General features: G+C 67.7%; 19 protein-coding genes. 9 read left to right on the top strand and 10 right to left on the bottom strand.

From position 1 onward, the window contains the following. Nucleotides 1–38 precede the first annotated feature (38 nt). From ACFQ9R_RS06845 to ACFQ9R_RS06860, 4 genes are all read right to left on the bottom strand, one after another. A complete protein-coding gene (locus tag ACFQ9R_RS06845; protein WP_378989362.1) occupies nucleotides 39–1280 on the bottom strand; it encodes a sulfate/molybdate ABC transporter ATP-binding protein in 1242 nt (413 codons plus the stop codon). Between the two features lies 1 nt (nucleotide 1281). Then, a complete protein-coding gene (locus tag ACFQ9R_RS06850; RefSeq protein WP_378989363.1) occupies nucleotides 1282–2112 on the bottom strand; it encodes an ABC transporter permease in 831 nt (276 codons plus the stop codon). A 121-nt stretch (nucleotides 2113–2233) separates the two neighbouring features. Continuing rightward, nucleotides 2234–2977 carry a molybdate ABC transporter substrate-binding protein gene (modA, locus tag ACFQ9R_RS06855; protein WP_378989364.1) on the bottom strand — a complete coding sequence of 248 codons (744 nt, stop codon included), beginning with the start codon at nucleotides 2975–2977 and terminating at the stop codon, nucleotides 2234–2236. After that, nucleotides 2974–3372 carry a molybdopterin-binding protein gene (locus ACFQ9R_RS06860; protein ID WP_378653545.1) on the bottom strand — a complete coding sequence of 133 codons (399 nt, stop codon included), beginning with the start codon at nucleotides 3370–3372 and terminating at the stop codon, nucleotides 2974–2976. Before ACFQ9R_RS06860 ends, modA begins: the two co-directional genes overlap by 4 nt. Nucleotides 3373–3510: 138 nt before the next feature. Here ACFQ9R_RS06860 and ACFQ9R_RS06865 point away from each other — a divergent pair, with 138 nt between their 5' ends. Then, complete coding sequence (locus ACFQ9R_RS06865; protein WP_378989365.1) at nucleotides 3511–4326, top strand: hypothetical protein; 816 nt, start codon at nucleotides 3511–3513, stop codon at nucleotides 4324–4326. Here the strand turns inward: ACFQ9R_RS06865 and ACFQ9R_RS06870 are convergent, their stop codons facing one another. Further along, on the bottom strand, nucleotides 4327–5790 hold the full coding sequence (locus tag ACFQ9R_RS06870; RefSeq protein ID WP_378989366.1) for a CCA tRNA nucleotidyltransferase: 1464 nt from the start codon (nucleotides 5788–5790) through the stop codon (nucleotides 4327–4329). It abuts the gene before it with no gap. Between the two features lie 243 nt (nucleotides 5791–6033). Between ACFQ9R_RS06870 and ACFQ9R_RS06875 the strand changes: the two genes are divergently transcribed. Both ACFQ9R_RS06875 and ACFQ9R_RS06880 read left to right on the top strand, forming a co-directional pair. Further along, nucleotides 6034–6489 carry an NUDIX hydrolase gene (locus tag ACFQ9R_RS06875; RefSeq protein WP_228536794.1) on the top strand — a complete coding sequence of 152 codons (456 nt, stop codon included), beginning with the start codon at nucleotides 6034–6036 and terminating at the stop codon, nucleotides 6487–6489. After that, on the top strand, nucleotides 6486–8954 hold the full coding sequence (locus ACFQ9R_RS06880) for a DUF6049 family protein (protein WP_378989367.1): 2469 nt from the start codon (nucleotides 6486–6488) through the stop codon (nucleotides 8952–8954). Before ACFQ9R_RS06875 ends, ACFQ9R_RS06880 begins: the two co-directional genes overlap by 4 nt. A gap of 72 nt (nucleotides 8955–9026) precedes the next feature. On the opposite strand, the gene ACFQ9R_RS06885 is transcribed toward ACFQ9R_RS06880, so the two are convergent. Then, nucleotides 9027–9632, bottom strand: coding sequence for a hypothetical protein (locus ACFQ9R_RS06885; protein ID WP_378989368.1), 606 nt, complete (start codon nucleotides 9630–9632; stop codon nucleotides 9027–9029). Between the two features lie 660 nt (nucleotides 9633–10292). Between ACFQ9R_RS06885 and ACFQ9R_RS06890 the strand changes: the two genes are divergently transcribed. From ACFQ9R_RS06890 to ACFQ9R_RS06915, 6 genes are all read left to right on the top strand, one after another. After that, the gene (locus ACFQ9R_RS06890; protein ID WP_378989369.1) at nucleotides 10293–13910 is read left to right on the top strand and encodes a murein biosynthesis integral membrane protein MurJ; all 3618 of its coding nucleotides are present in this window, start codon (nucleotides 10293–10295) and stop codon (nucleotides 13908–13910) included. Nucleotides 13911–14205: 295 nt separating this feature from the next. Then, nucleotides 14206–14802, top strand: a complete 597-nt coding sequence (gene sigM, locus ACFQ9R_RS06895) for an RNA polymerase sigma factor SigM (RefSeq protein WP_378635242.1) — start codon at nucleotides 14206–14208, stop codon at nucleotides 14800–14802. A 96-nt stretch (nucleotides 14803–14898) separates the two neighbouring features. Then, entirely contained in the window at nucleotides 14899–15639 is a 741-nt protein-coding gene (locus ACFQ9R_RS06900) for a hypothetical protein (RefSeq protein ID WP_378989371.1), read from the top strand. Between the two features lie 88 nt (nucleotides 15640–15727). After that, entirely contained in the window at nucleotides 15728–16714 is a 987-nt protein-coding gene (gene trxB / locus ACFQ9R_RS06905; protein WP_378634632.1) for a thioredoxin-disulfide reductase, read from the top strand. A gap of 32 nt (nucleotides 16715–16746) precedes the next feature. After that, on the top strand, nucleotides 16747–17079 hold the full coding sequence (trxA, locus tag ACFQ9R_RS06910) for a thioredoxin (RefSeq protein ID WP_189031738.1): 333 nt from the start codon (nucleotides 16747–16749) through the stop codon (nucleotides 17077–17079). A 132-nt stretch (nucleotides 17080–17211) separates the two neighbouring features. Beyond that, a complete protein-coding gene (locus ACFQ9R_RS06915; protein WP_378989372.1) occupies nucleotides 17212–18423 on the top strand; it encodes a peptidoglycan-binding protein in 1212 nt (403 codons plus the stop codon). Nucleotides 18424–18480: 57 nt separating this feature from the next. Here the strand turns inward: ACFQ9R_RS06915 and ACFQ9R_RS06920 are convergent, their stop codons facing one another. From ACFQ9R_RS06920 to rsmG, 4 genes are all read right to left on the bottom strand, one after another. Beyond that, nucleotides 18481–19206 carry a GNAT family N-acetyltransferase gene (locus tag ACFQ9R_RS06920; protein ID WP_378635240.1) on the bottom strand — a complete coding sequence of 242 codons (726 nt, stop codon included), beginning with the start codon at nucleotides 19204–19206 and terminating at the stop codon, nucleotides 18481–18483. An 80-nt stretch (nucleotides 19207–19286) separates the two neighbouring features. After that, nucleotides 19287–20330, bottom strand: coding sequence for a ParB/RepB/Spo0J family partition protein (locus tag ACFQ9R_RS06925; RefSeq protein ID WP_378989373.1), 1044 nt, complete (start codon nucleotides 20328–20330; stop codon nucleotides 19287–19289). 34 nt (nucleotides 20331–20364) lie between these two features. Then, a complete protein-coding gene (locus ACFQ9R_RS06930) occupies nucleotides 20365–21360 on the bottom strand; it encodes a ParA family protein (RefSeq protein ID WP_378989374.1) in 996 nt (331 codons plus the stop codon). A 1477-nt stretch (nucleotides 21361–22837) separates the two neighbouring features. Next, nucleotides 22838–23584: a 16S rRNA (guanine(527)-N(7))-methyltransferase RsmG gene (gene rsmG, locus ACFQ9R_RS06935; RefSeq protein WP_378989375.1), complete on the bottom strand. Its 747-nt coding sequence runs from the start codon at nucleotides 23582–23584 to the stop codon at nucleotides 22838–22840. Nucleotides 23585–23631: the final 47 nt, after the last annotated feature.

Below are 23631 nucleotides of genomic sequence, written 5' to 3' on the forward strand. Positions count from 1 at the left end.
AACGCACAGATTCATACCGTTATCACCCGGGGCGTGGTTCAGCAGGCGTACACGCGGACCTCGGTGGCCTTCACCGCGAAGTACACCCGCGCACCGATGGTGAGCTGGAGTTGGGCGACGGCCGCCGGGGTCAGATCGGCGCACAGGCCGGGAGCCCGCGGTGCGTCACCGCGGACTCGGACGATGCCGCCCCGGTCGGTGATCTCCGCGATGTCGACGGTGAAGACGTTGCGTGGACTGCCGCCGGGCCGGGTGCGAAAGACCGACACCGCGGCCGGGGAGAACACCGCGGCCGCGCGGGCACCGGGTACGAAATCCCCGACAACGCGGCCGTCGACGCCGAGGTCTTCGACCAGCACAGTCCCGAAGGCCGGGGCCTGCTCGTCGAGGGGCGTACGCGGCATCGCCGGTTCGTCGGTACCTGGCTGGTCCGCTGAACTCGGCTGATCCCAGGATGGAGCCGACGCAGGCAGCAGCACCGACTCGACCCCGGTGCCGCGCAGGAGGTTGAGGCCGGCGACGCGGGCGGCGAAGGGGTTGCGCGGGTGCGACATCACCTCCGCGACCGGGCCGGACTCGACGATGCGGCCCGCCTCCAGAACGACGAGGCGGTCAGCGAGGGTGATGGCATCGATGATGTCGTGGGTGACCAGGACGGCGCATCGGGGGTGGGCGCGGCCGGGTTCGTCGCGCAGGACACGACGCAGCAGGGTGCGCATGGCCGGGGCCACGTCGACGTCGAGCGCCGACATGGGTTCGTCGAGGAGCAGCAGGTCGGGGTCGACAGCGAGGGCGCGGGCCAGGGCAACGCGCTGAGCCTGGCCGCCGGAGAGGGCACCGGGGTGGCGGTCGGCGAAAGCGGTCGCGTCGACCGCGGTCAGCCAGTCTTCCGCGATTTTCCGGGCGGTGCGGGTGCTCGCGCCGCGGCTGCGCGGGCCGAACGCGACGTTGTCGCGCACGCTGAGGTGGGGGAACAGCAGCGGATCCTGGGCGAGGAGGGAGACGGCGCGTCGATGTGGCGGTAGCGCGATGCCTTCGGCGGTGTCGGTGAGGCTGCGATCGCCGAGTCGTACGTGGCCTTCGTCTGGGACGACCAGCCCGGCGATCACCTGGAGCAGACTGGATTTGCCCGCACCGTTGGGGCCGAGCACGGCAAGCACCTCGCCCGGGGCGACGTCGATCCGCACGTCGAGATCGCGGGCGGCGATCCGCGCCGATACCGACAGACCGGTCGGACAGTTCAATGCCGCAGCGGGCGAGGGCACGGATTCCTCGGTCACTTCACGCCGCCGATCGCTCTCGCGGAGCACCGGCGCCGCTGCGCAGCTGGGTGCCGGGGATCGGGCTGGTGCGGCGGTAGGCGAGCAGGACGATCAGGACGGCGACGACGATCAGCACCACCGACAGGGCGACGGCAGCGTCGGGATCGGCTTCCCGCTGGAGGTAGATCTCCAGCGGGAGGGTGCGGGTGCGGCCTTGGAGACTGCCCGCGAAGGTGAGGGTGGCGCCGAATTCGCCGAGGGCGCGGGCGAAGGCGAGGACCGCGCCGGAGATCAGCGCGGGTCGAAGCAGGGGCAGGGTGATCCGCCACCAGACCGTATTCGGGCCCGCACCCAGCGTCGCGGCGATCTGCTCGTAGCGGCTACCCGCCGTCCGCAACGCCCCTTCGAGGGTGAGCACCAGAAAGGGCAGTGCCACAAAGGTTTGCGCCAGCACGACCGCGGTCGTGCTGAACGCGATCTGAATCCCCGCGGCTTCCAGGTGTTCGCCGAGCAGCCCCCGTCGGCCGAAGGTGTAGAGCAGCGCGATACCGCCGACTACCGGCGGTAATACCAAGGGCAACAACACCAGAGCGCGCAACACCGGCATCCCCGGCCACCGGGCCCGGGCCAGCACCGCCGCCATCGGCACCCCGAACACCAGGCACAGCACGGTGCTCGCGGTCGCGGTGCGCAGGCTCAACCACAGTGCGTCCCTTGATGCTTCGGTACTCACGAGCTCGACGAACCGACCCCACTCCACTCCCCAGGCCAACGCGGCCAGCGGAAGCACCACCAGCGCGAACCCGATGACGGCGGGCACCGGCAACCACCGAGGCAACCCGGTGCTCACGCGACACCGACCCCCGGCCGATCCGGAATCTTCACGACACCAGCCAACCAGCAGGACCGGGCACGGCCCGCGCAACACGCGGCGATGCCGGGTCCGCCTGCGCCGCCGATGCCGACACCGATCACGGCGCGCCGAACCCCGCCGCGGCCAGGGCTGCCCGACCGGTGGGGCCGGTGACCAGTTCGGAGAATTTCTGCGCGTTCGCGGCTTGCTTCGAATCCGCCACCACGGCAATCGGATACGTGTTCACGGCCGCCGACGCCTCGGGCACCGCCACGACGCCCACCTTCGCGCCCGCGGCGGACGCATCGGTGACGTAGACGAAGCCGGCGTCGGCCTGGCCGGAGGTCACCTTGGTGAGAACATCGGCCACGGAGGACTCCTCACTCACCGGACGCAGCGTGGCGCCCGCGGCGTCGGCGACCTTCTTCGTCGCCCGGCCGCACGGAACCTGGGGAGCACAGACCACCAGGGTGGCGTCGGCGAGGTCGTTGATTCCGGTGATGCCCTTGGGATTTCCCGGTGCCGTGACCAAGGTGAGGACGTTGGTGGCGAAAGTGGCCGGGGCCGCGGTGATTCGGCCGCTCTGGACCGCCTTGTCCATGGTCGGCTGGTCGGCCGAGGCGAAAACATCAGCGGGAGCTCCCGCTTGGAGTTGGGCGGCCAGATCCGACGAACCGGCGAACGAGAACTGCACATCCACACCGGGATTGGCGGTCTCGAAGTCTTTCTCCAAACCGGTGAACACGCTCTTCAGTGACGCCGCGGCGAACACGGTGAGCGTGGATTGCTCGGTACCGCCACTCCCGCAACCACTCACGGTGACCAGCACCAGCGCGGCACCGAGCGCGACCCGGCCGATCATTCGGCGGCCTTCTCGACCACCACTGTCGTGGCCTTGACGCTCGCCAGCGCGACGCTGCCCGGCTCGAGCCCCAGCTCGCGCACCGATTCGCTGCTCATCAGCGAAACCACCGTGAAAGGACCGCATTGCATCTCCACCTGTGCCATCACCGTGTCGGTCACCACGCGAGTGACCAGACCCGGAAACCGATTGCGTGCCGAGCTGGCACTACCCACCTGGGTGTGTGGCGTGCGTGCCTGGTCGACGGCGTGTTCGGCCAGCTCCCGGCCGTCCAGCACCAGGCGGCCCGCGGCGTCCTTGGTCGCCGTGAGGGCGCCCGTGTCGATCCAGCGACGCACCGTGTCGTCGCTGACACCGAGCAGATCGGCCGCTTCCTTGATTCGCAGTTTCGCCACCCGATCAGGATATGTCCGCATATTCGGATGTAACAAGAAAACAACTCCGCACCTTCGGAAGCAACCGGTGGTGATATCCCATAATCGGGTCACACTTCATGGCCACCGGCGACGCGGCCAAGTACGCTCGGAGCCATCATGGCCACGTATTTCGATCCGAAGTCCTGGTCACTGGCAGGCGCTGTCGATATGGGCAAACGTCTGCTCGACCCGTCATGGATCGACCAGTGGCTCGGCTTCACCACGTCCTGGGCCGACCCCGTCGCCGACCTCGGTTCCGGCACCGTCACCGCGCTCATGCCCGATGTGCTGATGACCGTGCTCAGCGAGGGCATCCTCAGCCGTTTCGGCGGCCAGGAGATCAGTGCCACGCTGCTCGGGCACGACCTCACCGCCACCCTCGACACGTTCAAGCTGCGCAGACGCGGCGCTCACTTCCAGAGCAAGACCGTGCTGTCGAACCTGGTCTGGGACTCACATCCGTTCGACACGGTCACCGTGGTCGCGCACGGTGTGCGGCTGATTCCCGGTGTGCCGACCAAGGTCCGGGTCCAGCAGCTCGACATCGAGGGCGCCATCGGCATCGGCGCGCTGGCGGACTGGGTGGACGCCCAGAACCTGGATTGGCGGGTGCGCCTCGACCAGCGCGGACAGATCGTCGCGACGCATCGCACGCGCAAGATGCGGGCGGTCGTCGACGGGCAGGTCTACGACAACCTGCTCACCCTCGACATCCGCAAGGCCAGTTGGTACGGCATCCGGCTCCCCAAGCGCGTGGTGCCCGCGCCCGCGCTACTGCTCGACGACCTGCCCAACCGGGCCAGCATCTCCTACGCGCACCGGCGCGGTGACGTGGTGAAATTCCGGCTCGAACTGCCCGAGACCACCGGCTCGTTCGACCTGACCCAGATCCGCGACGCCATCATCGCGGGAACAACGCTGATCGTCTTCTGATCAGTTCTGCGTGGCCCACCATTCCCGCAGGGCGGCTTCGGCCTCGTCGTGGGTCATCGGGCCGCGGTCGAGTCGCAGATCCTTCAGGTACTTCCATGCCTTACCGACCTGCGGCCCCGGCGGCAGCCCGAGCAGTTCCATGATCGCGTTGCCGTCCAGATCCGGGCGCACCCGGGCCAGGTCCTCCTGCTCGCGCAGCGCCGCGATCCGCTCCTCCAGCTCGTCGTAGGTCGAGCGCAGGGCCGCGGCGCGGCGCTTGTTGCGGGTGGTGCAGTCGGCGCGCACGAGCTTGTGCAGGCGTTCGAGCAGGTCGTCGGCGTCGGTGACGTATCGGCGCACCGCCGAATCCGTCCACTGTCCCTTGCCGTAACCGTGGAAACGCAGGTGCAGGAACACCAGGCGCGCAACCTCTTCGGTGAACGCCTTCGGGTACTTCAGCGCTCGCATCCGCTTGCGCACCATCTTCGCGCCGACCACCTCGTGGTGGTGGAAGCTCACGCCGCCCGCGGGCTCGTTGCGTTTGGTGTCGGGCTTGCCGATGTCGTGCAGCAGTGCCGCCCAGCGCAATACCAGGTCGGCGTCGCCTTCCTCCTGGTCGATCGCCTGCTGCAGCACGGTCAGCGAATGCTGGTACACGTCCTTGTGCTGGTGGTGCTCGTCGATCTCGAGCTTCATCGCGGGCACCTCGGGCAGCACGCGCTGCGCCAGACCGGTGTCGCACATGAGGTTGATGCCGTCGATCGGGTGGTCGGCGCCGATCAGTTTGTCGAGTTCGGCGCGCACCCGCTCGGCGGTGATCCGGTCGATCTGATCGGCCATCTCGATGATCGCCGCACGCACCCGCGGCGCGACCTCGAAACCTAGCTGGGCGACGAAGCGCGCGGCCCGCAGCATCCGCAGCGGATCGTCGTCGAACGAATCCTGTGGCGCCGCAGGAGTATCCAGCACGCCTTCGAGCAGCGCTTCGATCCCGTTGAGCGGGTCGACGAATTCCAGCGACCCGTCGGCGGCGATCTTGACCGCCATCGCGTTCACCGTGAAATCGCGGCGCACCAGGTCGCCCTCGAGTGAGTCGCCGAAGGTGACCTCGGGATTACGCGAGACCCGGTCGTAGGTATCGGCGCGGAAGGTGGTGATCTCGAGCTGCTGATCTTTCTTGGCCGCGCTGACCGTACCGAAGGCCAAGCCGCCGGTATCCCACAGGTGGTCGGCCCACCCACGCATCAGCTCCTGCACGACCTCCGGCCGCGCGTCGGTGGTGAAATCCAGGTCGTTGCCGAGCCGGCCGAGCACCGCGTCACGCACGCTGCCACCGACCAGATAAAGACTGTGCCCCTTCTCGGCGAACATCGCCCCCAACGGCGCCAAAACATCATTGAGCTGCCCCAAAGTCACCGCCGCCCCCGCCAGCAGGCGAGCACGACGATCCGCCACAGCATCAGGGACAACATCGGGGGAAACCACGAACGTCGACTTTACCGACCCGGTCCAATCGATTGCGCCCCTGCCGCCTCTGAGCACCCACACATCGAAGGGTTTGCGCCCCCAACTGCGGGACACCAGGGGGCGCAAACCCCGCGGCACCGCAGGTGCCGCAAAAACAAACCCAGCTAAGCTGGCGAGGTGTCTCCTCCGGCCGATCGCGCGAACAGTCGACGCCGCCAGCCGCGGCGGCGCGGTTCGGCGAACAACGCCGGCAAACCCCGCATGCGCACCGTCCGGGAAACCTCGGCGGGCGGCCTGGTCGTCGAAGGGCTCGACGGCCCCAAGGAGCAGCGCACCGCCGCGCTGATCGGGCGCACCGACCGTCGCGGACGACTGTTGTGGTCGCTGCCCAAAGGGCATATCGAAGAGGGCGAGACCTCCGAGCAGACCGCGATCCGCGAAGTCGCCGAGGAAACCGGAATCGACGGGGAAGTGGTAGCCGAGCTCGGCAGCATCGATTACTGGTTCGTCACCGAGGGCAGACGGGTACACAAGACCGTGCACCATTTTCTGCTGCGGTGTCTGGGCGGTGAGCTGTCCGACGCCGACGTCGAAGTGACCCAGGTTGCGTGGGTTCCGTTGAGCGAGTTGGATTCCCGACTGGCCTACGCCGACGAACGGCGGTTGGCCGAAGTGGCGAACCGATTGATCGACCGGATGGAGACCGGCAAGCGATGACGGGTGGACTGATCCGGCTGATCACGGCGGTCCTGACCATCTTGGGTTCGATGACGCTGCTGCCCGCGGTCGCGCACGCTCAAACGGACGGGTCGGGAACGCCGAAGTTTCTCAAGCTGACCCTGGACGCGGTGGCGCCGGGCACGGTCACCACCGGCAGCGACCCGAAGCTGACCATCTCCGGCACAGTCACCAATATCGGCGACCGGGTCGTCGACGATGTGAGCGTGCGGATCCAACGGGCCGCCGCGGTGGCTTCGCCGAGTGGGTTGCGCAGTTCGCTACGGCTGGACCAGGTGAACTACGAGGTGACCGGTCCGTTCCAGGATGTGGCGCCGCAGTTGAGTCCCGGTCAGCGCAAACAGTTCTCGGTGAGCATCGCGTTGCGCGCGGGCTCGGAGGCATCGCTCGGGCTCACCGATCCCGGGGTGTATCCGCTGCTGCTCAACGTCAACGGTGAACCCGCCTACGGCACCCAGGCCAGGCTCGACGACGCGCGCTTCCTGCTCCCCGTCCTCGGACTACCGCCCACCGGTGTGGACGGCAGCGCGGAACCGGCGGTGACACCGCCGCCGGAAGCGTCACCGATCGCGACCACGATGATCTGGCCGCTGGCCGACCGGCCGCGCATGGTCGCGGGCAAGCCCGGCTCGGTGAACGGCCAGGCCGAACTGCTCGATGACGAACTGGCGGCCTCGGTCGGCAAGGGCGGGCGGCTGGAACAGCTCGTCGCCGCGCTGGAATCGGTGGTGCCCGCGCCGGGCAAAGACAGAAGTGTGGCCGGATCGGTGTGTATCGCCATCGATCCGGACCTGGTCTCGACCGTGCAGACGATGACGCGCGGCTATCGGGTGCTGGCCAGTCCGTCGGATCCGAGCGGGGCGACCAGGGAGGGGACCGGGGCGGCCAACGCGCAAGCCTGGCTCGACCGGTTGCGCGCGCTGGCCGGGTCGATGTGCACGGTGGCCCTGCCGTTCGCGCAGGTCGACGTGTCGGCACTGGCCGCGGTGAACGATCCGGGTCTGTCGGCGCGGGCCCTGCTCGCGCCCGCCGACGTCGTGGACTCGATCCTCGGCACGCAGTCGCTGCGCGGGGTGAGCCTGCCCGATTCGGGCAGCATCGACGATCCGGCCGGGCTGTTGTTGCGCGAGCACGGATACGGCACGGCGGTGCTGGCCGGTTCCGCGGTGTCGGGTGACGGGTCGCCCGCCGATACCGACAACGCGCTCACCTCCGCTCCGACCACGCTCACGCCCGATGTGGTCGTCGGTGGGGAACAGTCCGCGCCCGATGTCGTGCGGGTGCCGGGCGTGAGCGTGGAACCGCCCGCCGGCGCCGCCGCCGGGACCGATCCCGCGCTGCGGGTGACCACCTTCGACATCTGGTCGGCGACCGCGCTGGCCGCGGTCGGCTCGAACCCCCCGACGCCGTCGTTCACACCGTCGAAGGTGCGTTTCGACGTCACCAACGACTCACGCGCGGCCCGGTTGCAGGACGCGCTCGGCGCGATGGCCTGGAGTGCGCTCAATCCGTCGCCGGACCGGCCTCGCTCGCAGCTGCTGATGCCACCGCAGCAGTGGGGTGCCAGCCGGGAGGAGGGCGTCGCGCTGCTCAAGCAGGTCGAACTGCTCACCCGCAACAACCTCGCCGGCCCGCGCAGCTTCACCGACCTCGTCACACAGGCACCCGACCCGCGGCCGTTCGCGCTGGAGTATCTGCCGCGCGCCGCCCAGGACGCCGCGCCGGAACAGTTCATCGGACCGGTGCACGACCAGGGTGCCCGGGTGACCGAGCTGATGCGCGCGCTGGTCGAACTGCCCGAATCCGAGCTCACCCCGCACGCGTTCCTCACCCCGGCACGCGAGGATCTGCTGCGCGCGCTGAGCCTGTCCGACCGCAGGGCCGACAACGACACGCTCGCCGACCTGCACGCCCAGCGGCGCATCGACCAGGCGACCCGCGAACTGGACACGATGTTCTCCTCGGTCTCGGTGCTGCCACCGGGCGGGGTGTACACGCTGGCCTCCGAGCAGAGCCCGTTGTTGCTGGTGGCGCGCAATGAACTGCCCGTCGCCATCCGGGTGATGTTCCGGATCGAAGCGCCCGCCGAGACGAACATCACCGATATCGGCGAACAGCTGCTTCCGCCGTCCGGGACCCGGTCGTTCCAGATCCCGACCGAGGTGAGCGACAGCCGTAAGCTGGTCATTCCGATCGCCCTTACCACCCCGGACGGGATAGCGCTAGGAGAGGCGACCTCGGTCTCGGTGCGCTCGAACGCCTACGGTCAGGCCCTGGCCATAATTACCGCATGTGCCGCGATACTGCTGTTGCTGCTGGCCGGGCGCCGACTGCTGCGACGGTTCCGCGGACAGCCCGACCCCGCCGACGAAGGGTTCACCCCGGAGACGGTCGAACGGGCGGGTCGACTGCGGCGGGCACGTCAGCGGCTGCAACGGCAGTGAACACCCGCGCCTGACGCGCGGTCAGGGCACCATGACAGACAAGGACGAGAGTGGCACTGGTGAGCGAAACGCTCATCGGACCGGCGGGATTCGCGGGTTACGCCGGGTACAGGAGGCATGATGGGCGACGATGATTCCGCTCATCGGCGTGACCACGACGACGACCCGACCCTGCGCCGGGCGCCCAGTGCTCCGTGGGAACGCGGGATGACGGCCGGACAGGACGCCGACCGCGACGAGGCCGCACAGCACGTGGATCGGCGGCCCGGCGCGCCTGGTCATCGACCGGACGCCGCGCCTCGCGATGGCCGACCGCCGGTACGCCCCGGTGATCCGACGTTCGAACAGCCCGGTGGATTTCGTCAGCCGGGGAATCGGCCCGCGGTGGATCTGCCCGGCGCGCCACGTCATCCCGGTGCGCCAGGTGCTCGGCCCGGGGTGCGTCCCGAACAGGCCGGATACCGTCCCGGGCCGGATCACGGCGCCGCGCCGGCTCCCGGTCGCCCCACTGAACAGCCACCGGCCGGGTTCCGCCCGGCACAGGGTCAGCCACGCCCGGCCGACTACCGCCCGGATCAGCAGCGCCCGCCCCAGGGCGACCGCCAAGGGCGCGGGCCCGCTCCACGTCAACGACCGCCCGGCCAGGCGAATCGTTCGGGTGAATTCCCGCAGCAGCAACGTCCCGGACCGCCGCCGCGCCCCGGTGTAGGCGGCCCTCCCGGCGCACCGCAGCCCCCTGCCGGTCCGCCCGGCCTGCCCCCGCGCCCCCCTGCTTACGGGCCAGACGGTCGCCCTGTACCTCCCCAGCAACGCCACGCACCTGGTTCCGGCGCGCGCTCGGGCGAATTCCCGCAACAGCAACGGCCCGGACCTGGTTCCGCCGGCCGCTCGGGCGAATTCCCGCAACAGCAGCGCCCCGGACCTGGTTCCGCCGGGCGCTCGGGTGAGTTTCCGCAGCAGCAACGTCCCGGACCGGACGGGTTCGCCCCGCGGCGATCCGGGCCGAACCCGTCGGGCGAGTTCCCCCAGCAACGACCGGTCCCGCCGCGCGGTGGGCAGTCCGGCGCCATTCCGAGACAGGATCGGCCCGATCAGGCCGGTGCCCGCAGGCAAGCTCCGCCGGAGCAGGGACGTCCAATGCCGTCGCGGGGGAGTTTCCCCGGGATGCCCGCCGCGGACCCCGCCCGGGATGGCCGCCAGGCAGGCGCCGGATTCGGCGATCGTGGACGGAACGCGAGCGGTGTGCCCGCCGGCGATCGGTCAGCGGAGCGGACTCAAGTCATCGCCCGGCCGAAGAAGGTAGCGGCCGAACCTGCCGGCAAGGCGGGCGGCGCCCCGATGAGTGCCAACGCGAAGCTGCTCAAGGACTCGGGTTCGATCGCCGTCGCGACGCTGATCAGCCGGATCACCGGATTCGCCAAGCAGCTGCTGTTGCTGACCGTGCTCGGTCCGGCCATCGCGAGTGCGTTCATCTCGGCGAACCTGATCCCGAACATGGTCGCCGAGCTCGTCCTCGGCGCCGTGCTCACCGCCATCGTCGTGCCGACCCTGATCCGCGCCGAGCAGGAGGACGCCGACAACGGCGCCGCGTTCGTGCGCAGATTGGTGACAGCGGCCTTCACCGTGCTGTTCGTCGCCACGGTGCTCACCTTGGCGGCCACGCCGATCCTGGCCGGTCACGTGCTCGTCTCCTCCGACGGCAAGGTGAATACGAACCTGACCGTCGCGCTGACCTACCTACTGGCACCCGCGCTGCTCTTCTATGGCATGTCCGCGCTGTTCACCGCGATCCTCAACACCAGACAGGCGTTCAAACCGGGTGCGTGGGCACCCGTGATGAACAATGTGGTCGCGTTGACGGTGCTGGCGGTCTACGCGCTGACACCCGGCGAGATCACGCTCGACCCGGTGCGCATGAGCGACCCGAAACTGCTGGTCCTCGGCCTCGGCATCACCGCGGGCGTGGCGACACAGGCACTCTGTCTGCTGCCCGCGATCCGCAGGCACGGGATCAACCTGCGTCCGCTGTGGGGAGTCGACGCGCGGCTCAAGCAGTTCGGCAAGATGGGCATCGCGATCATCTTGTACGTGCTGATCAGCCAGGTCGGCTTGGTGGTCGCGAACAACATCGCCTCCTCGGCCGACGAAGCGGGTCCCGCGATCTTCGCGAACGCGTGGGCGCTGTTGCAGCTGCCCTACGGCGTGATCGGGGTAACCCTGCTCACCGCGATCATGCCGAGGCTGAGCCGCAGCGCCGCCGACGACGACACCCCCGCCGTGGTCGACGACCTGTCCGTAGCCACGCGACTCACGATGATCGCGATGCTGCCGATCGTCACCTTCATGACGCTCGCGGGCCCGGAGATCGGCCAGGCGCTCTACGGCTACGCGCGATTCTCCGGTGACGCCGAACGGCTCGGCAGCGCGGTGAGCTGGTCGGCGTTCTCGCTCATCCCGTATTCGCTCGTACTCATCCATCTGCGGGTGTTCTACGCGCGCGAGCAGGCATGGACACCGACCTGGATCATCCTCGGCATCACGACGATCAAGATCCTGATCTCGGCACTGGCACCGGTCATCGCCCGCGACAGCGACGACGTGGTGATCGTTCTCGGTGTCGCCACCGGCCTCGGATTCACCGCGGGCGCGGTGATCGGCGGCGTGCTGCTGCACCGCAGCCTCGGCGACCTGCGAATGGTCAATGTCGGCCGAACTGTGACCAGAGTGTTGCTCGCCTCGATCGCGGGCGGCGCGGTGATGCTGATCGTCGACTCGGTGACCGGACTCGACCGTGTCTCCGGCGGCGCGGGCTCGCTGCTGCGCGTCGTCGTCGATTCGCTGGTCATGTTCTCGGTGGCCTTCGGCCTGATGCGTCTGGCCGGTATCCCCGAGGTCGTCGCCATCACCGTGGCGATCTCGCGCAAGCTCGGCATCACCCCGCCAGCGCCGGATCGCGGACTCGACGACACCCCGGCAGACGACATCTACGCGACCACCGTCCTGCGCCGTCCCGATACCTACGGATTCCCCGCATATGGGCAGTCTTTGGACACCCAGACCATGGTGCTTCCCGTCATTCGACCGGGCGCTGTTGACAGCACCGGTAAAGCACAGTTCCCGTACGCTGTTCCGCAGACCGACACGGGTTTTCAGGCCGAAGGAGGACCGAGGGTGAGCGATGACGCGGTGGGCGGCGTCCCGGCCGCTGATTCTGCGGCGCGCGCGGCAGCAGGAATGTCCACCGAGGTCGGGCCCGATGCGCCGAACTCGACGGATTCCGAACATACCGACGCGCCAGACGAAGGCGATACGCACGAAGACGACGCACGTTCGGCCATGCCGCCGCACGATCCGACATACGACACCGGCATGCTGCCGATTCCCCCGCAGGTGCCCCCGAGCGCCGCGGCCAACCGTGGGCAGCGTGGCCCCAAGCTCATCCCCGGCGCGTCCGTCGCCGGTGGCCGGTACCGATTGCTGGCCGGTCACGGGGGTGCGCGCGGGCTGAAGTTCTGGCAGGCACTCGATATCAAGCTCGATCGCGAGGTCGCGCTGACCTTCGTGGACGCGGATCAGACCTCGGGCGAGAACTCCGGTCACGACGGCCCGCAGGCGGTGCTGTCGCGCACGCTGCGATTGGGCAGGATCAATTCGCCCGGCCTGGCCAGGGTGCTCGACGTGGTCCGTGGCAGCTCCGGCGGCATCGTCGTGGCCGAGTGGACCCCCGGTCGTTCGCTGCGTGAGATGGCCGAGACCGTGCCGTCGCCGGTCGGCGCGGCCAGGGCCATCAGGGCGCTCGCTTCGGCGGCCGAACTCGCGCACCGTGGCGGCGGCTCGCTGTCGATCGATCACCCCGATCGGATCCGGATCAGTGCCTCCGGTGACGCCGTCCTCGCGTTCCCCGGCACCCTCGGCGATTCCGACGCGCAAGGCGACGTCCGCGGCCTCGGCGCGATGCTCTACGCCCTGATCACCGCACGCTGGCCGATTCGCGTCGGTGGTGTCACCGGGTCGGCGGCCACCATCGGCGGCCTGCGACTGGCCGATTTCGGGCCGGACGGCACGCCGGTGGAACCGCGCCAGATCCGGCCGGAGGTGCCGTTCGAGATCTCGGCCGTCGCGGTTCGCTCGCTGGAATCCAACAAGGGCGTGCGCACCGCTGCCACCGTGCAGCACGTGCTCGAGCAGGCCTCGGTCGTCGATCAGAAGACCGACTTCATTCCGGTCTTACGTCTGGGTCAGCGGGCTGTGGCCCCCGGTGCCGATTCACTCGCCGACCCGGAACTGCTCGCGGCCGAGCGGGAACGCTCCAAGCGGATGATGTGGATCATGGTCGGCCTCGGCGTGCTCGCCGCGCTGGTGGTCGGCGTGCTGATCTGGTGGATGGTCAGCATCTTCGCGCCCGGCGCGTCGGACAAGCCGCTGGACCAGCAGATCAATATCGGCCTCACCTCGAGTGTGGCTCCGCCCGCGGCGTCCGCACCGCCCGCCGACGACCCCGCGGCACCGCCGACGAGTGTGCCGGTGCCGGTCACCGGTGCCGCGGTGTTCTCCCCGGAGGGCACCCCCGACGGCGCCGCGGCGGCGGGCGCGGTGCTCGACCACAACGCGGCGACGGTGTGGCGCACCGATCAGTACTTCCAGCAGTTCCCCGCCCTCAAGAAGGGCGTGGGGCTGCTGGCCACGCTGCCGACGCCGGCCAAGCTCACCAATGTGTCGATCACCTCACCCAGTGCGGGCAGCACGGTCGAGATCCGTACCTCGCCCACCGAGGCGCCCACGCTCGACCAGACCCAGCTGATCGGTTCGGCCAAGCTCGGTGACGGCGTCACCGATATCGCCGTGCAGACCGATCAGGCCGCTCGTTTCGTGCTCGTCTGGATCACCGGACTGGCGAATTCCGGCGGTCAGTTCCAGACCGCGATCGCCGACGTCCGCTTCGACGCGGCCCCTTAGTCTCATCGCGCCGTAAAACCCTCCCACCTCTGCTATCTGCGCAGGTGGTCGATCATTTCCGGGCCCATTGCCGATCTTCATCGAACCGCGGTCCGGTTGGTGCGTAATTGTTATCAACGATATGATCCCCCCGCGCTCTCGGTTGAGAGTTACCCAGGATTTGTTGACGTCGATCCTGGACGTCGCGTTGTAGTCAGGTGATGGATCGGCCTTGTTCGTCGGCTCGAAGTCGCCGTAATGAGCGCTGTCCAAGGGGTCAGTTTTGTCGCCGGATGTCAACGAGCAAGTCCGCGGTGTGCCACCGCGGCAGGTCGCGCCCAGCGTCCGCTCGTTCCTGGAGAACGGCAGCGACAAGCAACTGCTTGCCGCCCACGTTCGCGGGGAACCGTATGTCTTCGCCGAACTGCTGCGCAGGCATTCCGACCATCTCTGGCAGACCGCGCTGCGCACGTCCTACAACCGCGAGGACGCCGCCGACTGTCTGCAGGACGCCTTGTTCTCGGCCCATCGCACCGCCGACTCGTTCCGCGCCGAATCCGAGGTGCGTAGCTGGCTGCACGCGATCGTGGTGAATGCCTGCCTCGACCGGATCCGGCGCAACAAGACCCGTCGCGCCGTGTCGATCCTGCCCGACACCATGCCCGAGGCGGTCGACCCGCACGACGCCTTCGCGCATTACGAACTGTCCACCGTCGTGAGCGAGGCGCTGTTCACCCTCCCTGACGAACAACGATTGGCCCTGGTCATGACCGAGATGGAGGGCCGCAGCGTCGCCGAAACCGCCGCTGCGCTCGGCGTGGCGCCGGGCACGATCAAGAGCCGATGCGCCCGAGCGCGCGTACGTTTGCAAGAACGTTTGGAATTTTTCCGGGATCCAGGGAACCGGATGTAGTCGGGATGCGTCATTAACAGTGACGAACAAGTCAGCGATGTAAATCCTGCGATCCGATATCGACAGAACAGGGGAGGTGCGAGGGTGTCTCGATCCGTGCCGCAGCCTCCGTTCCCGTCGGAACTGCTGGCCGATCTGCATGCCGACAACCTCGCGCCCGAATTGTGCGAGCAGCTGTGGCCCGTGGTCCGCACCGACGAAGACGCGCTGCACTACCTGAACAAGCTCGACGAGGTGAACACCCACCTCCGCACGCTCGCCACCGACGAGCGGGTCATGCACCGCATGCCCGACGACGTGGCCGACCGCATGTTCCGATTCGTCGCCGAACTCGACGCGGGGGAGGGCCCGACCGAGCGCATCACCCCGCTCGCTGCTGTTCCCCCCGCACCGGCCGGCGAGGCCCCGATCTCGCTGGATCGCTACCGCTCCCGGCGCCGACTGGGGCTACTCGCCGCGGCCGCCGCCACCGTGGCGGTCCTGGCGGGCGCCGGCGCCGTGTTCAGCACGTTCGACACCACCGAGGGCACCCCCACCGCCGCGCCGTTCACCGAACCGGCGGCCGCCGACGAACTCACCACCGCCGCCGCACTCCGCGCACTGGGCAAACGCGACGTGATCGGCCCGCTGGCCGACGAAGCGGCCCTCACCCGCTGCGTGCAAGCCAACGGCATCGACCGCGCGGTGCTGGGAGCGTCGAATATCACTTTCCGTGGCTCCGACGCCGTCCTGGTCCTCGTCCAGGGCGAGCAGGCCCCCACCATCACCGCCCTGGTGGTCGGTACCGGCTGCACCACCGGCACCCCGGAACGGCTCACCCTGCGCGACATCGGTTGAGGGACCAGCCGCAAAGAAATACCGGGAACAACACCGTTTAGGCTGTTGTTGACCGACACGTCCCAGCTTTACTTCTCGGAAGGTCCCCATGAGCACGCCAGTTCGCGACCTGATCATCGTCGGCTCAGGACCCGCCGGCTACACGGCGGCCGTCTACGCCGCCCGCGCGGAGCTTTCGCCGCTGGTCTTCGAGGGCACCCAGTTCGGTGGCGCCCTGATGACCACCACCGAGGTGGAGAACTTCCCCGGCTTCCGCGACGGCATCATGGGCCCCGACCTCATGGAGCAGATGCGCGACCAGGCCAAGCGTTTCGGCGCCGAGCTGCGCACCGAGGACGTCGACGCGATCGACCTGTCCGGCCCCGTGAAGAAGGTCACCGTCGGTGACGAGACCTTCGAGGCCTACGCCGTGATCCTCGCGATGGGTTCGGCCGCGCGCTACCTGAACGTGCCGGGGGAGCAGGACCTGCTCGGCCGCGGTGTGAGCGCCTGCGCCACCTGCGACGGCTTCTTCTTCAAGGGCCAGGACATCGTCGTGGTCGGCGGCGGCGACTCCGCCATGGAGGAAGCGACCTTCCTCACCAAGTTCGCCGCGAGCGTCACCATCGTGCACCGCCGTGAGGAGTTCCGTGCGTCACGGATCATGCTCGAGCGCGCCAAGGCCAACGAGAAGATCAAGTTCCAGCTCAACTCCGAGGTCGTGAAGGTCAACGGTGAGAAGAGCGTCACCAGCCTCACCCTGCGCGACACCCGCACCGGCGCGGAGTCCGAGCTCGACGCGACCGGCCTGTTCGTCGCCATCGGGCACGATCCGCGCAGCGAACTCGTCAAGGGCCAGGTCGCACTCGACGGCGAAGGCTATGTGCAGGTGACCGATCCGGGCACCGCCACCGATGTCGCGGGCGTTTTCGCCGTGGGCGACCTCGTCGACCACACCTACCGGCAGGCGATCACCGCCGCGGGCACCGGCTGCCGTGCCGCGATCGACGCCGAACGCTGGCTCGCCGAGCAGGGCGACATCACCGCCAACACGCTCGACCACGCCGACGGCCCGGCCGCCGTGCGCGCCAACTGATTTCGAGTTCCACCCCTGTCGAGGAGACACCCATGGCCGAGAGTGCCAACACCATCACCGTCACCGACCAGTCCTTCGCCGACGACGTCCTGCTCAGCGAAAAGCCGGTGCTCGTCGACTTCTGGGCCGACTGGTGCGGCCCGTGCAAGATGGTCGCCCCCGTGCTGGAGGAGATCGCAGGCACCCACGCCGACAAGCTGACCATCGCCAAGCTCGACACCGAGGCCAATCCCGGCACCGCCCGCGACTACCAGATCCTGTCGCTGCCCACGATGATCTTGTTCCAGGGTGGCAAGCCGGTGAAGCAGATCGTCGGCGCGAAAGGTAAGGCCGCGCTGCTGCGCGAGCTCGACGGTCTCATCTAACACAGAGCATCCGATAAAAGCGTCTCCTACCGGCCGACGCGCCGTAGGATGCCTGGACCCGGGATTCCCGCAAAGCGGCCCGGGTCTGAGACAATCGACGGACGCTCCGGCCGAAGGAAAGGGCTCTTACGCATGCACCGACTTCGTCACGGCGATTCAGGACCAGCCGTCGCAGAGGTTCGGAGCACCCTCGCAAGCCTCGGTTTCCTGCATCTCCCACACGTCGAATCCACTGACGGACCGGAGTATTGGAAGGACACCGAGGCGGTGTTCGATCGGCCCCTCGATTCGGCGATCCGCGCGTTCCAGCAGCAGCGCGGTCTGCTCGTCGACGGCGTGGTCGGTCCGGCCACCTATCGCGCGCTGAAGGAAGCCTCCTACCGGCTGGGTGCTCGCACGTTGATCTACCAATTGTCGGCGCCGCTCTACGGTGACGACGTGGCCACCCTGCAGCGCAAGCTGCAGGATCTCGGCTTCTACGTGTACCGGGTGGACGGGCACTTCGGCCCGCACACCCACGACGGGCTCAGCGCGTTCCAGCGCGAGATCGGCCTGTCCGCCGACGGTATCTGCGGACCCGACACCTTGCGCTCGCTGGATCTGCTCGGCGCGCGCGTCACCGGCGGCAACCCGCATCGCATCGCCGAGGAAGAAGTGGTGCACCGGGCGGGCCCGCAGCTCACCGGCAAGCGGATCGTCATCGACCCCGGATTCGGCGGCGCCGACAAGGGTTTCGCGGTACCCACCGAATACGGTGACGTCTACGAGTCGGAGATCCTGTGGGATCTCGCTTCCAGGCTCGAAGGCCGGATGGCCGCGACCGGTATGGAAACCTTCCTGTCCCGGCCGTGGGGCGCCAACCCCACCGATGTCGAACGCGCCGACACCTCCAACGCCTTCGATGCCGACCTGATGATCTCGCTGCGCTGCGCGACCAGTGACAACCCGTCCGCGAAGGGAGTGGCCGGTTTCTACTGGGGCAACTCGCACGGTTCGGTGTCGATGATCGGTCAGGTACTGGCCGGTTTCATTCAGCGCGAAGTGGTGGCCCGAACCTCGGTGCAGGACTGCCGGACTCATCAGCGCACCTGGGACCTGTTGCGCCTGACCAAGATGCCGACCGTGCAGGTCGACCTCGGCTACCTCACCAACGACTACGACGCCTCGGTGCTCACCAACCCGCGCATGCGCGACGTGATCGCCGAAGCGATTCTGATCTCGGTGAAGCGGCTCTATCTGCTCGGCCAGGACGACCAGCCGACCGGCACCTACACCTTCGCCGAGTTGCTCGCCGAAGAACTGGCGGCCGCCGACGCTGGCAACGTTCCCGCCCCGCGCGTCTAGCCCACACAAGACCAACGGCCCCGCGATTGTCCGCGGGGCCGTTCTTGTTGTCTCGGGTCAGTGCGCGCCGACGCGCGAGGGCGGTTCCATCGACGCCGCCGCCAGGAGTTGGTCGAGCGCGCGCTCGACATCTTCCTTCCAGCCGTGATCGGAGTCGAGTTCCAGGCGCAGCCGGGGGAAGCGGTGGTGCGGGGCCACCACTTCGAAACCGACCTCGGCGAGGAAATCCGCGTCGATCATGCAGGTTTCGGGAGTGCACCTCGTCGCGGACGACGGGTCCCGCAGCGGCGCCGCGATCCGTTCCATCAGCCGCATCGACGATCCGAAGCCGCGATCGGCTACCGAACTCGACGGTGGGCCGTTGCGAATGCCGAATGCTTCCAGCGCTCGCACGCCACGACGCACCAGATCGGCCACCACGGCCTGAACAAGGCGATGGGCTACATCGGCCTCATCGTAGGGGAATTCGGCCTGCAGCGTGGTCAGCAGGACCGCGTCCGGGCTTACTGGGGACGTGGGGAACAGCGCGGAACGTGGCACGGCACTCGGGGGGGAGTACAGCGCACAGCCCGCGAGGTTGTTGTCCACGTGGGCCACCTGCCCGCACGAACCCCACTCGAGCATCACCGTCGAGAGCCAGGCTTCCTTTTCGAAGACCGGATCGCTGAACGCGTGCGAGTCCGCGGCGACGGCCGGGTCGAGCTCCCAGAACACACACCGCCGGGTGTGCGCCGGGAGCTGACCGAGCCCGTCGAGAGTCAAAGCCGTGACGCTGGTCGACACCGCTCTGTTCAGCCTCCAGCTGTCGGATTCATCCACGCTCACGCCACATCACTATCCACAGTACGTGCCGCCTCTTTCAGTCACAGTGACGTTTCGGGGCCGACTTGCTCCATCAGCGCCACGATGCGCTCGAGATCTTCGACGGACCCGAACTCGACAACGATCTTGCCCTTGTTCTTGCCGAGGCTGACCGTGACTCGGGTGTCGTAGGACCCCGACAGTCTCTCGGCAACATCTTGCAGACCCGGCATGTGGATCGGTTTGCGCTTCGGTGCCGGGGGAGCGGTCGGCGTGGGCTCGCGGTTCGCGAGTTGCACCGCTTCCTCCGTAGACCGAACCGACATTCCCTCACGAACGATTCGTGCAGCCAATTCTTCCTGTGCGTCCGCGCCGGCATCCAAGCCGAGCAGCGCCCTGGCGTGTCCGGCCGAGAGCACCCCGGCGGCCACCCGACGCTGCACGGGAATCGGCAGCTTCAGCAAACGAATCATATTCGTCACCACCGGCCGCGAGCGACCGATTCGCGAAGCCAATTCCTCGTGCGTGACGTCGAACTCCTCGAGCAGCTGCTGATAGGCCGCCGCCTCCTCGAGGGGGTTCAGCTGCACGCGGTGGATGTTCTCCAGGAGCGCGTCGCGCAGCATCGAGCCGTCGTCGGTGTCCCGGATGATGGCCGGGATCGTGGCGAGTCCGGCCTCTTGGCATGCGCGCCAGCGGCGCTCGCCCATGACCAACTGGAACTTGTCGACGCCCGGTTCGACGCGGCGCACGACGATCGGCTGCATGAGACCGAACTCGCGAATCGAGTGCACGAGCTCCGCGAGTGCGTCTTCCTCGAAGACCTGACGCGGCTGCTTCGGGTTCGGCTCGATCAGGTCGGCGGGGACCTCGCGGTACACCGCGCCGCCGGGGGAGACCAGATCGGATTCGGGCTCGGGCTCGGGCTCCGGCGCGGGCTCCGCGTCCGGAACACGATGCAGGAATGCCTCGGCCGGTTGCGGGCCGATCGGGTTGATTCCGATCACGCTCGCGGCGGCACTGCTCAAGCCCGGCGCCACTGCCGGACCCGTCGGGATCAATGCGGCCAACCCGCGACCGAGACCGCCCTTTTTCGCCTGACTCATCGGCTACCGATCCCTTCCTCGTTCCAACTCACGCTTAAGACGCGTCTTGCTTCAGCTGCGCACGAGCGGCCAGCTCGCGCCCCGCGTCCATGTAGCTCATCGCACCGCGCGAGCCTGGATCGTAATCGAGCACGGTCATCCCATAGCCCGGCGCCTCCGAGACCTTCACGCTGCGCGGGATCATCGACTTGAGGACCACATCGCCGAAGTGATTACGCACTTCCTCGGCCACCTGGTCGGCCAGCTTGGTGCGGCCGTCGTACATCGTCAGCAGGACGGTCGACACGTGTAGCTCCGGGTTCAGGTGCGCCTGCACCAGCCCGATATTGCGGAGCAGCTGACCGACACCCTCCAGCGCGTAGTACTCACACTGGATCGGAATCAGCACCTCCTTGGCCGCCACGAGCGCGTTGACCGTGAGCAAACCGAGGGAGGGCGGGCAGTCGATCAACACGTAATCGATGTCGAAGCCGACCATGCCCGCCTCGCGGATCGCGGTCTTCAACCGGCCTTCCCGGGCGACCATCGAGACCAGTTCGATCTCCGCGCCGGCCAGGTCGATCGTGGCCGGGACACACAGCAATCGCTCGCTGTGCGGGCTCACTTGGATCGCGTCCTTGACCGTCACCTCACCGATCAGGAGCTCGTAGCTGGACGGCACACCCGAGTTGTGTGCGACGCCCAGCGCCGTACTCGCGTTGCCCTGCGGATCAAGATCGACCACAAGGACCGTCATTCCCTGGTGCGCTAGCGCCGCAGCGAGATTGACCGTCGTAGTCGTCTTACCGACGCCGCCCTTCTGGTTGGCGATAGTGATGATCCGTTGCTCGCGAGGTTTCGGCACAGTGACCTTTCCTGGATGCAGAATCTGGCTGGCGCGTTGCGCTTCCGCCGCGATCGGGGTCTCGGCCGGGGAGATGTGCCCGAAAGGAGTATTCCCGAACGTCTCCGCGTCGAAGCTGCTGGAATCCAGCATCCCCGGGACCCGCGACGCTGTTTCCCGTGAAACATTCGCCGGACCGCTCGACATAGATTGCTCCTAACCCGAGAAACTTCAGATCACGTATCCCCGACGAACGTCGGCGCCTTGTCGTCACAAACTAACTGTGTCGGTGGAGAACTCGAAGACTCGAGGAGGGTGGCTCACTCCCGCCCGACTCTGACAGCTTGCCAGCCTCGAGACACTTAGGAAAGCTGAATCGCGGCACGCCGACAAGGACACACCCAACACTCACAAATTAGCGCCCGCGATCGATGTTTCACGGGAAACAACGGGGGAGCGGGGCACCACATCAGACGGCCGATGAGTGCCGCAACGCATGGTCCGAGCTCGCCCAAGAGCTCCCACACTCAGCCCGTCCCATCCACCCCTGCCCTCAAATCCATCTGGGGTCCGCACTCCCACCCAGCATCCAGACCGCGCACCGCACTCCCATCCAGACAGCACGCCCCGCCACACCGCACTCCCCAGATCCGCCATGACCGCACACCCAACCCCGCACCCGCGACCCCTAGGGAGCGGCGGCCACGAAGTGGCCGGTCCGCGGCCGGGTCGCCCCTCAGGGCCGCGGACACGCGCGCGCCAGCGCGCCAAAAACACAGCCTCAAACCCCTGGGACTACCGAACACCCAATCCCAGCCACAAATCCCACCCGCACTCCCCATCACCCACGCACCCCGGAGTCAGCCGAGAAGCACCCCCTCAGCATCAGCACAGCACCCCAACCAATTCACCGCTCGCCCCGCGCCCCATCTCACACAGATCCACATGAGTCATCGGCTCACAGTCCCAGCCCGTCTCGCCGACATCCGACTCGCCAAGTTTCTGACCCCACCCCTACGTGGACCAAACGACGCCCGATCACCACCAGACTTCTCCGCACCGATCCCACACACCCAAGCGATCGACGAGCGTCCGGCCGAACACGTCGCCCGCGACGACCACCGTGTCGCTACTCAACGAGAGAAGCGGAGCCCAGCTGCCGCCGAGAAGAACCGATGCCACACATCTTCCGATAGGACACCAACGCCCATTGCTGATCGGCAAACACACGCTGCCGAACACGCTCGCTCACGGCAACTTCCATCCCAGGAACTGCCACACAACAGACGACCAGATTCTCCCTCGACTTCGCCGACGCTCACCCACCCAACGGACGCCCGACGATCACCCCCACCCGTGAGCCCGAAGATTCGATCTCACCAGACCTGCCTCGACTCACAGGCAACGCACTTCCCGGACAGATCGCGTTCCGCTTCAAACCGAGCGAGCGAATCCACCACGATTAAACCCGACTGGCGAAGTCCGCCCGACGCATACGAAATTCGATCAACAACGAAGTGGATCGGCTGTCGCGTTCCACGTGAAACACTTCCGCTCCCCGAACGCGACACCCATCCGCAACTACCGAAAATAGACCCGCCTCAAGCCCATACAACGACCCTCGGCATGATTCGTCACGTTACGAAACGCGCGAACTCGCTAGATGGAAGAGATTTCAGGTCGATCAGGATTCGCGACGCTTCCGAGCCTTCTTCTCCACTCCGGCGGCCTTCCGTTCACTGCGACGAGTCGGACGCTCGGCGCGGGGGAGTAGCTCGGCACTGATGACAAGAGTGGGGATTTCCACGATGCCGGCGCCACACCCGACAACCCGGAGATCGGTCGCACCGTCACGAATCAGCTCGGCACCGTCGCGCTCGAGTTCTTCGGCGGCACTGGTTCCTTTGAGAGCGAGCATGCGACCGTGGTCGCGAAGAAGGGGGAGCGACCAGTGGGCGAGCTTGGCGAGAGGAGCCACCGCGCGCGAAGTGACGACATCCGCGCCGCCCGCTTCTTTGATCACGCCGGACTGCTCCGCCCGACCGCGAACCACCGTGACATCCAACCCGGCTTCTTCGATGAACTCGCTCAGGAAGATCGTCCGCCGCAGCAGCGGTTCCACGAGAGTGATGCGAAGGTCGGGCCGGGCGATCGCGAGGGGGATTCCGGGAAGCCCGGCACCGCTGCCGATATCGACAACCGAAGCGCCTTCATCGATCAGCTCGCCGATGACGGCACAGTTGAGAATGTGGCGCTCCCACAGCCGGGGAACCTCACGGGGACCGATGAGACCGCGTTCCACACCGGCCGTCGCCAGCGCCGCGTAGTACCGGCGGGCGATGTCCAAGCGGTCGCCGAACACTCGGGCAGCGGCGGCGGGCGGTTCCTGCTCGTCGGACGGCGCACCCAGTTCTCGTTCCACGTGAAACATCCTTCCGAGTGATGGCAATGAAAAAGCCCCCGGTCCGAGACCGGAGG

It is taken from the genome of Nocardia sp. NPDC056541, from assembly GCF_042794235.1.
Lineage (GTDB): Bacteria > Actinomycetota > Actinomycetes > Mycobacteriales > Mycobacteriaceae > Nocardia.